Below are 15,630 nucleotides of genomic sequence, written 5' to 3'. Positions count from 1 at the left end.
GCTGCCGGTTGCCGCGCCTTCCGCTGAACATTACCAGAAAGCTCATGATTTAAGCGCAGGGGGCTATCATGGGTTCGCCATCTCCGTATTCGGAAAACAAGAACAAGGGCCGATCTGCCGGACATCTGCTCGGCACGGTAGCCGCAATTGCGCTGCTATCGTCCGGCGCCGGAGCCCTCGCGCAATCCGCGGAGGAAGCCGCCGAGGACGACAATGCATCGACCGTTCTGCAACCCATCGTCATCACCGCACGCCGCGGTGCCGAGGATCTCTCCCAGGTGCCCTTGAGCGTCGGGCTTGCGGACGAAAGAGCGATTTCCCTGGAGAGCCCTTCCAACGCGGCGATCGATATCTCCCGGAGCATTCCGAACTACAGCATCAACGATGTCGGCAATCCGCTTTTCGCGTTCGGGGCCATTCGGGGAGTTGGCACGCTGAGCTTCCCGATGAATCCGTTCGATTCGACCATCAGCTATGCCCAGGACGGCATGCCGATCTCCATGTATGCAGGAAGCCAGCAATATCTCGACGCAAGCAGGATCGAGGTCATGAGGGGGCCGCAGAACGTGCTTTACGGCCGGGCGTCCCAGGGCGGCGCCGTCAACATCGTCACGGGCGAGCCGGACGGCACGCGGGATATCAGGCTTCGGGGCGAGATCGGCACGGACGGGGAGTATCTGACGGATTTCATTGCAGGAGGAGAGATCATCCCCGGTATCCTGAACGGACGGGGCGCGATCCGATTTACCGGCGGGGAGGGCAACGTCACCAATCTGACGGACGGCAAGGATCTGCCGGAACGGGACATTGCCGCCGGACGGGGATCGTTGCGCTGGTTCGCAGGCGACGACACCACCATCACCGCGAAGGGGTACTTCGAGCGCGATGACCGCCAGACATTCAACTACATTCTGCGTGGCGGAGACGACTATCCCGCCGTGATGCTGGACAAGCCTCTCGGTTTCGACCGAAACCTCGCGGTCGGCAGCATCGAAGTGAAGCACGAATTCGATGCCTTCGATCTGACGGGAACGCTCGGTTACCAGAACATCGTTTCCCACCAGACGTCGGACAATACCGACGGCCTCATCTACGGCCCGCTTTTCGGCCTGCCGCCGACGGCGTTTTCGTCACCCACCTGCAGCGACTGCACCTCATATCGTTTCGAGGAACGCGCCTGGTCGGGTGAACTGCGGGCAAGCTCGAAGGAAGGCGACGAATATCGCTGGACGGTCGGGCTTAGCTTCTACGATTCGAACTTCCACCATCGCGGCACGAACAGCAGTTCGATGGGCGTCACGCAGAACGGCCTCTACGATGCCAAGCTGAAGATGCGTGACTACTCCGCCTTCGGCGAAATCGACATTCCGCTGTCCGAGTCTTTCTTTCTGACGCCCGGTCTGCGCGCCGGCTACGAAAGCGTGTCGCGCGATGGCAACTATGTTTCCAACGGCACGCCCGGAACGGTTCCGTCCTTCTCCGAATATGGCGAGGTCGACGGGGGATATCTCGCCGGCGGCCTGACGCTGAGTTTCAAGCCGGATGACGACAGGCTCCTGTACGCCTCCGTCAAACGCGGGCATTCGAGCGCCGGCTTTCCATATTTCAATATCGATGCCGTCTACGGCATTCCGGTATCGTCCTATCCCTCTTCGTCCAACTGGACCTACGAGGCCGGCGCGCGGAGCACAGTTCTCGATGGGCGGCTGACGCTCGAGGGCTCGGTTTTCTACAACGACGTGAAGAACGGGCACGTCAACGCCTTTGATCTCACGGCCAGCCAGTTCACGATCGCAGCGCTCGACTACCGCACATGGGGTTTCGAGGCCGGCGCGCGCGCCGAGATCGCCGACGGATGGGAATTGTACGGCAATGTCGGTTACACGCGGGCGGAATTCGTAGACGTTCCCGCCGGAGATTCGTCCGGCGCCAGCAGCGGCGGCAGGCTGCCCGGCGTGCCGGAATGGTCCGGAGCGGTTGGCGTCACGCATCGTCTGGCGCTTGAGGATTACGGCCTTGAAGGGGAAGTCGTCTCCATCGCCGAATTCCAGTTCACCGCGGGCAGAAGGCCTGCCGATCTCGGCAACACCTTCGATCTCAAGAACTACCGCGTCGTCAATATGCGGATCGGTTGGGAAAAGGAGAATTTCAGTCTCTACGCTTACGGCCGCAACGTTTTCGACGACAAGATCGAACTGGCCGGAACCGCATACTCGCCGGCCGTTCTGGCTGTGACGCCCGGCCTTGGCCGCGTCATCGGTGCCGGCGCCGAAATCAAGTTCTGACGGGGAGCCGGCATGCGTTTCGCAATGATACTGGCGTTGGCATGCCAGCCTTATTTTGCAGTCTCCTTCCTGTACGGCGCGGTTCCCGCCGTCTTGCGGCAGAATGGCGCCTCTCTTGAAATGCTGGGCCTGTTCGGCCTGGTCTTCTTCGCCTTCACGGTCAATTTTCTCTGGGCTCCTGTCGTGGACGGGGTTTCGCCGAAGGGCTTCGGCCGGCGGCGGTTCTGGCTGCTTTCGACGCAGATCCTCAGCATAATCCTGTTCTGCCTCCTCGCGTGGTTGAGCCCGGCCAGCGACTTTGCGGCCATACTGGCCATCGGGATGTTGCTGGCGGCTCTGGCGGCCACGCAACGGTCGGCCATTCTCGGTTTCTCGGCCGATGCGCTGGGCGACCGGGAGAAAGCCTGGGGTGCGACGGCGTTCGGCTGGGGCACGGCCATCGGCAACATCATCGGCGGCGCGCTCGGGCTTTATCTGGTCGACCGGGCAGGCTGGCCGGCGTCGCTTCTCGTACTTGCGGGCCTGATGGTCGTCATCACGATCCCGCTCCTGTGGCTGGCGGAGCCGGCCGAGCGGCCATCCTCCCGGAAAGCCGGACTTGGAATCGTCGCCGATGGCAGGACGTGGATGGTGATTGCCGCGCTGACCCCCGCCACCTTCGGACTGGCCGTCGCCTTCGCCATGACGCAGCCGCGTCTAATCGACCTCGGTTTTGGCCTCACGTCGATCGGCGCCGTCTCGGCCGCGGGCAATCTGATCGCCGCGACGCTTGCCGGCCCGGTGACCGGCTGGGTCGTGACGCGGTTGCCGCTGCGGCGCGTGCTGGCCGGAGGGGCCGTAATCGTTGCGGCCGTTATTCTGCTGCTGCTTGTCCTGACGCGGCTGACGGGTGAATGGACGGGGGCGCTTGCGGCGGTAATCGTGGTATTCTCGTCGATCTGCGCGCTTGGCATCGCCTCCAACACGCTCTTTCTCGAAATCGCGGGAGAGGGCAGTTCGGCGGCGACCGAGGTCACTTTCTTTTCGGCAGCCATGTCCGTCGTCGCGCTGGCCGGCTTCATGACGAGTGGATTCATCGCTTCGGCCGCCGGCTACGGCGCAACGTTGGCGATTGCGGCGGGCGGCTCGGCGGCGACGGGCCTCCTGCTCCTCCTTCCCTCGTCCGGCAGAGCGCTTGCCCTCGGAGGCACGTCGCGATGAGCGCGGGCGACCGGAAAGCGCAAGGGCCGGATTATCTCGCCAGCCTGAAGCTCCTCTCGGGGCACATGAAAGCGGCGAAGGGCAGATTTGCCGGTGTCCTGCTTGCCGCCACGGCGTCGGCCTTTCTGGAACTGGTTCCCGTCTGGTCGATCTATCGCCTCGTCGGCGCCGTTATCGCCGGCGAGGCCGATCTTTCCCTGTTCCTCACTCATGCCGGTCTTTCGGCGGCCGCGATCCTTGCCGGCTACGGGCTCTTCGCCTGCTCGACGATTCTAGCGCATATCGTTGCGTTCGAAGCCATATACAGCCTGCGTCTCGATCTGTCCCGGCATCTGGCCCGGCTGCCGCTCGGCTATTTTTCGGGGCGGTCGAGCGCCGATGCCAAGAAGCTGATCGTCGACGAGCCGGAAAGGCTGGAGTCCGTGTTCGCGCACGGGCTGCCGGACGGCGTCAGCGCGCTCTCCACATGGATCGCCGTATCGCTCTGGCTTTTCCTGACGGACTGGCGCATGGCGCTGGCGGCCGTTTTCGTCACGCCGCTTTCGTTTCTGCTGCTCGGCCGTGCGATGGCTTCGGCCGGAGGGCTTGCAGCGGAATACCAGCGGATCGGCGGACGCATGAACGCAGAAATCGCCGACTACGTGGCCGGCATGCCGGTCACGAAGATTTTCAACCGTACCGGCCGGAGCCTCGGCGCGGCGGTTGGCGCGGTGAACGAGCATGCCCGCATTCAGACTGAGATGACGAAGCGTTATCTTCCGCTTGGTGGCCCTTTCTTCACCCTCGTCCTGACCAATATCGTCTTCATCCTTCCGGTCGGCCTCTTGCTGTTGCGGGCCGGCGAGACGGATCTGCAGACGCTTCTGTTCTTCGTCATCGTCGGCGCGAACTATAGCCAGCCGCTGTTGAAGCTCTTCAACCAGTTCCATCATCTGGCTCATCTCAGCGTGGGATCGCGCCTCGTTGCAGATCTGCTGGCGGTACCTGCGCAGCACGACGCCGGCCGCCATCTCACCTTGAATGGCCGCGACATCGCCTTCGAGGACGTCAGCTTCGCCTATGGCGACCGCGCTGTGCTTCGCGACATCAGCTTTGCGGCGCGGGCAGGGGAGATGACGGCGCTTGTCGGCCTCTCCGGTTCGGGTAAAAGCACGCTTGCAAGCCTCGTTCCCCGGCTTCACGACGTCACCGGCGGCAGGATCACGATCGGCGGCGTCGATATCCGCGACATGGCCATCGGGCAACTGATGGACATGGTGGCCTTCGTCTTTCAGGACACGTTCCTGTTCTCCGATACGATCGACGCCAATCTCCGCTTCGGCAGGCCGGATGCCACCCAGGCCGAGATCGAGCGAGCCGCGAAAGCCGCCCGCGCGCATGACTTCATCCTCGCTCTGCCGGAGGGATATGCAACGAGACTGGGCGCCGGCGGCGTGGCGCTGTCCGGCGGCGAACGCCAGCGACTGGCGATCGCGCGCGCGATCCTCAAGGATGCTCCGATCGTCGTTCTCGACGAGGCGACTGCCTTCACCGATCCGGACAACGAGACCGCCATCCAGGAGGCGATCCGCTCGCTGGCGGAAGGCAAGACGCTGATCGTCGTTGCGCATCGGCTGCACACCATCATGCACGCACCGCAGATCGTCGTCCTTTCGTCCGGAAGGGTGGCCGAACGGGGGCGGCACGACGAATTGCTGCGGCAGCAGGGGCTCTACCACAAACTCTGGCAGAGCTACATCGAGACGAAGGCAATCCCGCTCCGTGTGGGGAGCGGGGTGCCGGAGAGGAGTTCGGTATGAGCAGCGCGGCCAATTCCGCAACGGTCCTTTCGCAAGAGCCGGCTTCCGACATCGCCAGCCTGCGCCGGGTCTGGACATTGACCGGTTCCCATGGGCGCCCGGTTCTCTGCGGCCTCGCGTGCCGCTTCGCGCAATCGGGCTTTCTGGGGCTGTCCTTCGCCGCCGTGGTCTGGGTCGTGACGGAGCTTGCCGGCGGGCGCGTCCTCGATACCGGCTGGCTGGGGCAGATCATCATGCTGCTTGCCCTGTCGCTGGCCGGACAGCTTCTCTTCGGTTATCTGGCGGCACGCTACAGTTGGCTCTCCGGCTTCCGGATCGCCAGGGACCTGCGCCTTTCGCTTCTGGAACATTTGCGGCGCCTGCCGCTGGGTTTCCATCTTTCGCGCAGCCGGGGCGATACCCTCTCCGTGCTGACGGGCGACATGCAGATGGTGGAGAGCTTCTTCTCGGACGGTTTGCCGCGTATCGCGCAGGCTCTCGGTTTGCCGCTTGCGCTCCTGACCGTCTTCGCCTTTCGCTCGCCGGAAATCGCGCTCGCTACAGCGATTTCGATGATCGCGGGAGCACCTGTATTCGTCTGGTCGAGCCGTTCGCTCGCGCGGCTCGGCATCGTGCGGCAGGACAGGCAGGCCGAAGCGGCCGAGAAGATGATCGAATATGCACGCGGCATGCCGGTCATCCGGTCCTTCAACCGCGTCGCCAGCGGGCAGGAGCGCTTCACGGCAGCACTGGCAGCATTCCGGGACATCTCGATCGCCATGGTATCGCGTCTTGCCCTGCCGATGGTGGCATTCGGGGCGATCGTCGTGCTGGGCGTCCCGGTCCTGATGGTCTCTTCCTGGGCGCTCCACCTGGACGGTGCGTTCGATCGTGGCGATATCCTGTCCGTGCTGGTGCTGGCCTTCTCGTTCTACACGCCGCTGCTCGGGCTCGTTTCCGTGATGGAACTGGCGCGCTTGGCGGACGCGTCCCTGACGCGGATCGAACGGATCATGGCGGCGCGCCCGTTGCCTCCTGCACGCCGGCCTCAGAAGCCATGCGGTTTTGGAATCCGCTTCGACCGTGTCGGTTTTTCCTATGACGGCCGCAGGCGCGTCCTCGCCGGAGTGAGCCTCGATGTGCCGGAGCGCTCGATGACGGCACTCGTCGGCTCGTCGGGCTCCGGCAAGAGCACGTTTCTCAACCTGATCCCGCGGTTCTTCGAGGTGACGGAGGGAAGCATCAGCATCGGCGGCGTCGACATTCGTGACCTGTCGGAAGAGGACATCGCCGGGCTCATCACCGTCGTCTTTCAAGATGTCCACCTGTTCTCAGGCACCATTGCCGAGAACATTGCCTTCGCCAAGCCCGGCGCCACGCGGCAGGAGATCGAGGAAGCGGCGCGTCAGGCGCAGGCTCATGATTTCATCACGGCGCTGCCTGGCGGCTACGATACGCAGGTGGGGGAAGGCGGATCGTCTCTCTCGGGAGGCGAGCGCCAGAGGATTTCGATTGCGCGCGCCCTTCTCAAGGATGCGCCGATTGTCCTGCTCGACGAAGCGACCGCCGCGATCGATCCGGTCACGGAGCGGGATCTGCGGATCGCTCTTGCCCGCCTTGTTGCCGACAGGACGCTCATCGTCGTTGCGCACAAGCTTTCGACGATCACGAACGCGGACCAGATCGTGGTTCTGGAAATGGGGGCCGTGGTGGAAAGAGGAACCGACAGCGAGCTGTCCAGGCTGAAGGGCCGCTACGCGCAACTCACCGAGGCGCGCCGGCGTGCGGAAGCCTGGAACGTTCGCTGACAGGAACTATCCTGCCGATCTGCCGCGAGGCAAGCCGTGTTCTGGACGGAGGCGAAGGTATTCTGGACTTTGCGTCCTAGGCCTTGGTCCCGGCTCCCCGATATTCTGTAGGCACTCGCGATATCCGCGACCATGCCCAGCACAATCGCCAGGAGCCGACAATGACCGACGATTCAGACAGCACTCCAAAGAACTCTGAAGGCTATCTCGCAGTGTCCCGCCGCGGCGCCATGCTGGGAGCTGTCGCCATCGCCACTGCAACACGTTTCGCCGATTCTGCCGAAGCGCAAAGCGCGGCCCCTCAACCCGCTCTGCCCGTACCGGCCGACAAGGCGCTCACCGTACGGACGACGATCAACGGAGACATGTTGGAGATCAACGTCGATGCGCGCACCTCGCTGCTCGACATGCTACGCGAACAGCTCGGTCTCGCCGGTGCCAAGAAGGGTTGCGACCATGGGCAGTGCGGCGCATGCACCGTGCATGTCGACGGACGCCGCGTCGCCTCCTGCCTCACCTTCGCCGCCAAGGTCGAAGGCCGAGAGGTCACGACCATCGAGGGGCTCGCCGAAGGCGACACGCTCCATCCGATGCAGCAGGCCTTCATCGACCACGACGCGCTCCAATGCGGCTACTGCACGCCGGGCCAGATCATGGCGGCCGTCGCCTGCGTTCAGGAGGGCAATGCCACCTCTCCGGAACGCATTCGCGAATACATGAGCGGAAACATCTGTCGCTGCGGCGCCTATGTCGGGATCGTCGCCGCCATCCAGGATGCCGCAGCCCAGATGCGGAGGGCATGATGCAGCCGATCAGCTACACGAGACCGCGCTCGATCGATGACGCCATCGCCGCACATGCCCGCGCCGGGAATGGCGCACGCTACATCGCGGGCGGAACGAACCTCTACGACCTGATGAAGCTCAACATCGAGCGGCCGAGCGCCCTGATCGACGTGACGGCGATCGACGGTCTCGACGCAATCGATACGGCCGGCGAGACGCTTCGGTTCGGCGCCAACGCCCGTATGAGCGATGTCATGACCGATCCGGTCGTCGAGAACGAGTATCCGGTCCTGTCGGAAGCGCTCTGGAAAGCCGCATCGCAGCAGTTGCGCAACATGGCGGCCGTCGGCGCGAACCTGCTGCAGCGCACCCGCTGCATGTATTTCCGCAACGGCTATGGCGGGGCGAGCGGCGGCAGCGCCGAATACCCGTGCAACAAGCGTGTGCCGGGCAGCGGATGCGCCGCGATCGGCGGCCTCGACCGGGGCCAGGCCGTGCTGGGCGTCAGCGAAGCCTGCAACGCCGTCTCTCCGGGCGACTGGCCCGTCGCGCTGGTGGCGATGGATGCGCGGGTCGAGATCGCCGGGCCGGCCGGCCGACGCTCGATCCCCGTTGCCGATCTCTACAGGCTTCCGGGCGATACGCCCCACATCGAGTTCACGATCGAACGGGGGGAGATCATCGTCGGGATCGTCGTGCCCCGCACACGGGCCGGCATGAGATCGACCTATCACAAGATCCGGGATCGGGAGTCGTTCGCCTTCGCGCTGGCTTCGGCGGCCGTCGCGCTGGAAATGACGGACAACCGGATCGATGCGGCCCGCATCGCCCTGGGTGGCGTTGCGACCCGCCCCTGGCGTGCGGGCGGCGCAGAAGCCGTGCTTGCCGGACAGGAACTGACGGAGGATCTGGCGCTCGCCGCAGGCCGGGCGGCGTTCGAGGGGGCGACGCCGGGGCGGTCGAACGGCTTCAAGGTCGAACTGGGTGCGCGAACCGTTGCCGACGCCATCATGATTGCTGCCCGGAGGACCCCCTGATGCCTGCATCTCCGTTCACCGACCGCGCTCGCGTCGATGCGCTCGAAAAGGTTCTCGGACGCCCGATATACGCTGCCGATATTCCCCTGCCGGGCATGCTCCACGCCGTGACCGTTCCGGCCAGCATCGCTCGGGGGCGCATGACGGCGCTGCCGGTCGAACCCGCATTGTCGATACCGGGCGTGATCCGCGTGCTGACGCCTGAGGATTTTCCGCCGCCCTCCGCGCCGTCCGGCGACAGCCACGGACCTCCGCCGCCGCCGACGCTGACCTGGGAAATCGCCTATCGCGGGCAGCCGGTTGCCCTCGTCGTCGCATCCACTCTCGAAGCGGCGATCGAAGGCGCCGAGGCGATACGCCCGGTGTTCGAGGAGCAAGCTTTTTCGGCCATCGTCGACAGCGACGGCATGGTGCGCGACGGGATCGACGACGTTGCGGCCGGCGATACCATGTCGGCGCTCGAAAGCGCCGCCACGATTATCGATCAGACCTACGAGTCGCCGACGCAGCATCACAATACGATCGAACTTTTGGCGACCACCGCGGTCTGGAGCGATGGCAGACTGGTCATCTACGAAGGCACGCAACGCTCCTCGGGCGTGCAGCACCACGTGGCCAGATCACTGGGAATCGATCCGGCCATGGTCGAGGTGAAGAGCGGCTATATCGGCGGCGGATTCGGGCAGCGCGGGCCGACCCAGAGGCAGACGGCGATCGTCGCGCGCGCCGCAATGCTGCTGCGGCGTCCCGTAAAACTCGTCACGCCGCGCAGCCAGATCTTCCACGTCGCGACCTATCGGCCTCTCAGCGTTCATCGCATCCGGCTCGGCGCCGACGGGGACGGAAGGATGATCGCCGCCAGGCACGATGCCGAGCAGGAACAATCCCGCGAGGGCAGGGACCCGCCGCCCGACCGTTACCACGATGCGCCTCCACGCATCTACGGGATGCCGAACTATCTCGGTACCTCGACCTATCTGCGGCTCGACCGCCAGAACCCCGGCTTCATGCGGTGTCCGCATCCGCAGCCCGCCCTGTTCGCCTTCGAAAGCGCGGTCGACGAACTGGCGCTGGCGCTCGGCCGCGATCCGGTGGAGTTCAGGCTCACCAACGATACGATGACGGATCCGCTGACGGGTAACCCGATTTCATCCCGCTTTCTCAACGAATGTCTCATCGAAGGCGCACGCCGCTTCGGCTGGGAGCGGCGCAACCCCAGGCCACGCTCGATGACGGCCGCCGATGGAACGCAGATCGGTTGGGGAGTCGCCGCCGGCGCCTACCCTTCCATGATGGTGCCGTCGATAGCGACCCTGCGCGTCAATGCCGATGGGAGTGCCCGGATCGCGCTTTCGGGACATGAGATGGGACAGGGAATCCGGACGGCCATCGCCCAGGCGGTGCTCAAGCATATCGATATCGATCCGGACCGGCTCGAGATCGCGATCGGCGACACCGCGGCGGCGCCGCAGCATATCACGGTCGGTTCCTGGGGAACGGCGGGCGCGGTTCCGGCCGCCGAGGCGGCCGCGAAACGCATGCAGGCGCGATTGGCCGAATTGCTGGACGGCCGCGTTGTTGAAGGGAACGCCCACCGCCGGTTGGCCGCGGCCAGGCGTCCGTTTATCGAGATCGAAATCGCCCAGACCGCCCCGGGCCAGGATGCCGACGAGGCTCTCGGCGCCCTGCGTGCCGGCGGCTATGCGGTCGGCGGCCCGGAATATCCCGGCTTCACGGCCATGAGCTATATCGCGCATTTCGTCGAGGCGCGCATCGAGCCGAGGACACGGCGCATCCGCGTGCCGCGCGTCGTCAGCATCGCCGATTGCGGCCGGGTGATAAGCCCGCGAACGGCCCGCAGCCAGATCTATGGCGGCGTGGTTTGGGCCATCAGCGCCACGCTCCGGGAAGAGACGGAGATCGACCCGCGCTACGGCGGTTATCTCAACTGCGACATAGCGGACTACGTGGTGGCCGTGAACGCCGACATAGCCGACATCGAGGTGGATCTGATCGACCAGCCGGATCCGCTTGCCAACGAGACAGGCCTCAAGGGTCTCGGCGAGGTCGCCATGGCGGGCGGCTCGGCCGCGATCGCCAATGCGATCCATCACGCGACCGGCATCCGCCTGCGTCACATGCCGATCCGTATCGAGGATCTGCTCTAAGGCACCTTACCCTTCGAAAGGAAAACCCATGCCGTCCACACCCTTCAGCGAACGTGCGCGGATCGATGCGCTCGAAAAAGTCCGAGGCCGGCCGATCTATTCCGCCGACATACCGGCAGAGGGCATGCTTCATGCCATGACCGTTCCGGCGGGTATCGCACTCGGTACGATGACAGCCCTGCCGACGGAGGCTGCGATGGCGGTGCCGGGCGTCGTCCGCGTCCTAACGCCGGACGATTTCCCGCCACCGCCGGCGGAATCCGACGGTTTCCCGCCGCCGCCGACATTGACCTGGGAAATCGCCTATCGCGGTCAGCCCGTCGCCCTCGTGCTCGCCGAGACGCTCGAAGCCGCGATCGAGGGCGCGGAGGCCGTCCGACCGCAATACGAGGCGCGACCGTTCGTACCTTTCATGGACAGCGAAGGCGCCGTGCGAGAGCCCGTGGAAGACGTGGTTGCCGGCGACGCGATGCCGATTCTGCAGACCGCCGCGACGACGATCGATGAATATTATCGCTCGCCGGCTCAGCATCACAATCCGATCGAGCTGCTTTCCACGACGGCGGTTTGGCATGACGGCCGTCTGACCGTCTATGAAGGTTGTCAACATACGACCGGTACCAGAAACGCTGTGGCGGGCGCGCTGCGGATCGATCCGGCGATCGTCGAGGTGAAGAGCGCCTATATCGGCGGTGGCTTCGGACAAAAGGGAATTCCGCTCCGCCAATCCGCAATCGTCGCGCGTGCCGCGATCCTGACGGGGCGGCCGGTCAAGCTCGTCACACCGCGCAGCCAGATATTCCATACCGCCACCTACCGCCCGCGAAGCCTTCACCGGATCAGGCTGGGTGCCGATCCCGGCGGGCGGATGATCGCCGTCCGCTATGACGCGGAGCACGAACAATCCCGGACCGGCTTCTTTCCGCCGAACGAATATCACGAGGTGCCGAGCCGGCTCTACGATATCCCGAACTATCTCGGCTCCGCATCGAACCTGCGCATCGACCGGCAAGATCCCGGCTATATGCGCGCTCCTCACCCCCAGGCGTCATGCTTCGCGTTCGAAAGTGCCGTGGACGAAATGGCATATGCCTTGGGGAGAGACCCGCTGGAATTCCGGCTCGCCCATGACACGACCAGCGATCCGGTGAGCGGCAATCCTCTTTCCTCCCGCTTTCTCAACCGCTGCCTCGAAGAAGGTGCGCGACGCTTCGGGTGGTCCAGCCGCCTCCGCGAGCCGCGCTCGATGACGGGGCCGGATGGAACGCAGATCGGGTGGGGCGTCGCCTGCGGCGCCTACCCCTCCAGTATGACACCGAACATCGTCACCTTCCGGGTGAACGCGAACGGCAGCGCCCGTCTCGCCCTGTCGGGCCACGAGATGGGGCAAGGCATTCGCACATCCATCGCGCAGGCCGTGTTGAAGCATGTCGATATCGATCCCGATCGCCTCGAAATCGCCATCGGCGATACGTCTGCCGCCCCTCAGCACATAACGGCCGGATCCTGGGGTACAGCCGGCGCGATCCCTGCGACGGAAGCGGCCGCCCGCCGCATGCAGGAGCGGCTGACCGAACTGCTCGATGGCCGGGCGATTGAGGGAAACGCTCATAGAAAACTCGCCACGGTCAGACGTCCCTTTCTTGAAGTCGAGGTGTCGCACCTCGCTCCCGGGCAGGAACCGTCGGCACTCGATGACTTGCGGCAGGCAGGGTTCGCCGCTGCCGGTCCTGCTTATCCCGCATTTACCACTATGAGTTATTTTGCACATTTCGCGGAAGTGCGGGTTGAGCCGCGAACACGACGAATCCGCGTGCCGCGCGTCGTCAGCATCGCCGATTGCGGCCGTGTCGTCAGCCCGAGAACCGCCCGCAGCCAGATCTATGGCGGCGTGGTCTGGGCGCTCAGCGGCGTGCTGCATGAGGAAACTGCGGTCGACGGGCGCTTTGGCGGCTACCTGAACTGCGATCTTGCGGATTACGTGGTCGCCGTCAACGCGGACATCGGGGACATCGATGTCGGCATGATCGACGAGCCCGATCCGCTGGCCAACGAAACGGGCCTCAAGGGCCTCGGCAACGGGACGATGGTGGGAGCCTCGGCCGCAATCGCCAATGCCATTTATCATGCGACCGGCATCCGGGTGCGGCGCATGCCGATCCGCATCGAGGATCTGCTTTAAATCGCGTGCAGCATGCCGCTGGATCGCGTTTAGACGAACGCGATCCAGCGGCCCGCGAAAATGGCCGCGATCCAGAGCGATATCGATACTGCCGCGGCCGCCCGGCCGAGCCGGCCACCGACGAGATCGACGATCCGTTTCGATCGGCCGAAGATGCGCAACATCACGGCATTGACCCCGGCCATGAGCAGGACGCTCATCTTGAAAAGGAATGCCGGGTTCTGCGCGTAGTTTCCGATGCGGACCGAGGCGAGCAGGAGGCCGGACGCCGCCGCGACCGCAAATCCGATGAGTGCGGCACGCACGAGCGTCGGCAACGCCGCATCGAGCTGCGGGCCGATGACGCGCAGAAGCCGCAAGTCCGCCGGTACGATCGAGCCGACCAGGATGGCGATCCCGGCGATATGAATTGCGGAAATCGCCGGATAGATCCCCGGTGTCATGACGATGAGACGAACCGGATGTAGGGTCTCGATCCATCCGAAGAAGACGTCTAGCTGCATCCGTTCACACCAGGCGCCCAGTCGCCGGTATAGGAGAGCGTCTCGCCGCCGGACAGCCTTATCCAGCTGCTGCGCAGCTGGTGCGGCGGCAGGCAATTGCGCGTCGCCACGATCACGACGCGGTCGCCCACGTTCAACCGGTCGCCCAGGGCGTAGAACGCGCGGGCCGGCGAGAACTCGATCTGCCGGACCTGCCCGACATCCTCGGGGCGCGCCAGGGGTCTCCCGAAGTATTCGCCCGCCCGCCCGACTTCGAAATCGGGAAGCTCGGCAGTATCCACATGGACGGAGAGAATGGGGTGAGGGGGCGTGAAAGCGGCTTCGGTCACCGTGCCGGACAGGACAATCGGCCTGCTGGCGTCATATCGCCCCGTTACGCCGTGGTGGGCGAGGACACTTCCCGACAGGCCCAAAGAGGTAAGAGTTACCAAAAGTATATTCCAGCGGACAGGCTTGAGCATGCAAAGACCTTTCATGATTGCAGGCCATTGATCTGGCCTATCCAGGCTACGAACTTGCCGCTGCATGCTCTATAGGCGCGAGTCTCAAATAGTTCCGCGATCGTCCAAAGCGAGCGGATGACAAGCCTGGCAACCGCCACTCTCCAACGCTGCGGTACGATTACTGCATCGCCGCTCCCTGGGAAGATGAAACTCTGCCGATATCAATCTGGGTGTGTGATCGCATAGCAGCCTGTTCGCCATCGACGCGTGACGCGGACTTGCGATGGCCGTATTGCCGCGGCGTACAGCCCATGATGCGCTTGAAGGCCGCTATAAAAGCGCCCTCCGCCTCATAACCGAGCGAGTGCCCTATGACCGAAACGGTGTCGCTGGAGTTCTCCAGCCTGTCGCTGGCCAGCAGTATCCGCCAGCGGGTCAGATATTCCATCGGGGTCTCGCCGGCAGCCTCCTTGAAGCGCTGTGCGAAGCTCGACCGGGACATGGCGGCAATGCTCGCCAGTTCCTTCAGCGTCCATCGACGGGCCGGGTCGGCATGAATGGCGCTGATGGCCGCGCAAAGCTGCTTGTCGGCGAGTGCGGCGAACCATCCAGTGCCTTTATCCGCCCCCTCGGCCAGGTGCAGTCTCAAGGCCTGCAGCAGCATCATGTGAGCCAGATGCTGCGCGACGAGCGAACCGCCCGGCTGCTGTTCGCGCAGCTCCTGCCGCATACGGTCGATTGCCCAGCGGAGTGCCGTCTGTTCGGATTCCTTGTCGATATGCACGACAGGAGGCATCATTCCCATCAGGACGGCGGCATGGCCGCCGCTAACGGTAAAGCGGCTGCCTGCCAGGAAAACGCCGCCGCCTCCGTTGACCGTGACGACACCGCCTCGCTCGGCAGGAGGAAAAAACGCGCTGGACGGTTCCGACATCAGTCGCAAGTCGCTGGCGAGGCGAAAGGGCCGGCCAGAGGGCAATACGAAACAGTCGCCGGCATTTAACCGCACCGGATCGGAACGTCCTTCGATCGATAGCCAGCAGCCGCCGGACACGATGGAATAGCACTTGATGACATCATGTTTGATCGGGAAATAGATCGACCAATCGCCTCCGGCATCAAAGCCGGAAGACACGTGGCTCTGTGGCTTTAGCAACGACAGTGCATCTGAGAGGGGGTCCATGATCCTCCAATCCCGTTAGGATTCCTCATTACGACGATGCAAGAACATGCACCGTCTCATGCTTATTCCAAATGAAAGTTACTTCACGAACGTGTGTTGCCCGGGTGCTGTGCATGTATCGGTTGCTTCGGCAAAGAATCGCCATAAAAAGCATATAATGTATATAAATACATTTTTTTATTGCCCTGCAGCGGCTGCTTCTGTAGCATTGCGGCAAGGCCGACCGGCTTGCCGTTCGATTGCGAAATCGGGCGCGCC

The 15,630-nt window shown here is 64.1% G+C and carries 11 protein-coding genes; 8 read left to right on the top strand and 3 right to left on the bottom strand.

Going from position 1 to position 15,630, the window contains the following annotated elements:
* The first annotated feature begins 68 nt into the window (after positions 1-68).
* The 8 genes from ACMGE0_RS22460 (at position 69) to ACMGE0_RS22425 (ending at position 13,243) form a co-directional block, all read left to right on the top strand.
* Positions 69-2,285, top strand: coding sequence for a TonB-dependent receptor (locus tag ACMGE0_RS22460; RefSeq protein WP_436818117.1), 2,217 nt, complete (start codon positions 69-71; stop codon positions 2,283-2,285).
* Between the two features lie 12 nt (positions 2,286-2,297).
* Complete coding sequence (locus ACMGE0_RS22455; protein WP_436818116.1) at positions 2,298-3,485, top strand: MFS transporter; 1,188 nt, start codon at positions 2,298-2,300, stop codon at positions 3,483-3,485.
* A complete protein-coding gene (locus tag ACMGE0_RS22450; protein ID WP_436818115.1) occupies positions 3,482-5,284 on the top strand; it encodes an ABC transporter ATP-binding protein in 1,803 nt (600 codons plus the stop codon). The genes ACMGE0_RS22455 and ACMGE0_RS22450 overlap by 4 nt, the downstream gene beginning before the upstream one ends.
* Complete coding sequence (locus tag ACMGE0_RS22445) at positions 5,281-7,071, top strand: ABC transporter ATP-binding protein (RefSeq protein ID WP_436818114.1); 1,791 nt, start codon at positions 5,281-5,283, stop codon at positions 7,069-7,071. The genes ACMGE0_RS22450 and ACMGE0_RS22445 overlap by 4 nt, the downstream gene beginning before the upstream one ends.
* A 161-nt stretch (positions 7,072-7,232) precedes the next feature.
* A complete protein-coding gene (locus ACMGE0_RS22440; RefSeq protein ID WP_436818113.1) occupies positions 7,233-7,874 on the top strand; it encodes a (2Fe-2S)-binding protein in 642 nt (213 codons plus the stop codon).
* On the top strand, positions 7,874-8,893 hold the full coding sequence (locus tag ACMGE0_RS22435; protein WP_436818235.1) for an FAD binding domain-containing protein: 1,020 nt from the start codon (positions 7,874-7,876) through the stop codon (positions 8,891-8,893). The genes ACMGE0_RS22440 and ACMGE0_RS22435 overlap by 1 nt, the downstream gene beginning before the upstream one ends.
* Complete coding sequence (locus ACMGE0_RS22430; protein ID WP_436818112.1) at positions 8,893-11,061, top strand: xanthine dehydrogenase family protein molybdopterin-binding subunit; 2,169 nt, start codon at positions 8,893-8,895, stop codon at positions 11,059-11,061. Before ACMGE0_RS22435 ends, ACMGE0_RS22430 begins: the two co-directional genes overlap by 1 nt.
* 28 nt (positions 11,062-11,089) lie before the next feature.
* The gene (locus ACMGE0_RS22425) at positions 11,090-13,243 is read left to right on the top strand and encodes a xanthine dehydrogenase family protein molybdopterin-binding subunit (RefSeq protein ID WP_436818111.1); all 2,154 of its coding nucleotides are present in this window, start codon (positions 11,090-11,092) and stop codon (positions 13,241-13,243) included.
* A gap of 29 nt (positions 13,244-13,272) precedes the next feature.
* Here the strand turns inward: ACMGE0_RS22425 and ACMGE0_RS22420 are convergent, their stop codons facing one another.
* From ACMGE0_RS22420 to ACMGE0_RS22410, 3 genes are all read right to left on the bottom strand, one after another.
* Complete coding sequence (locus ACMGE0_RS22420; protein ID WP_436818110.1) at positions 13,273-13,746, bottom strand: DUF6644 family protein; 474 nt, start codon at positions 13,744-13,746, stop codon at positions 13,273-13,275.
* Positions 13,737-14,177: a DUF6152 family protein gene (locus ACMGE0_RS22415; RefSeq protein ID WP_436818109.1), complete on the bottom strand. Its 441-nt coding sequence runs from the start codon at positions 14,175-14,177 to the stop codon at positions 13,737-13,739. Before ACMGE0_RS22415 ends, ACMGE0_RS22420 begins: the two co-directional genes overlap by 10 nt.
* A gap of 190 nt (positions 14,178-14,367) precedes the next feature.
* Positions 14,368-15,372: an AraC family transcriptional regulator gene (locus ACMGE0_RS22410; protein ID WP_436818108.1), complete on the bottom strand. Its 1,005-nt coding sequence runs from the start codon at positions 15,370-15,372 to the stop codon at positions 14,368-14,370.
* Positions 15,373-15,630: the final 258 nt, after the last annotated feature.

Source organism: Neorhizobium descurainiae, from assembly GCF_051400715.1.
In the GTDB taxonomy this organism is placed as follows: Bacteria; Pseudomonadota; Alphaproteobacteria; order Rhizobiales; family Rhizobiaceae; genus Neorhizobium.
This window is presented reverse-complemented; position numbering and strand designations above follow the sequence as displayed.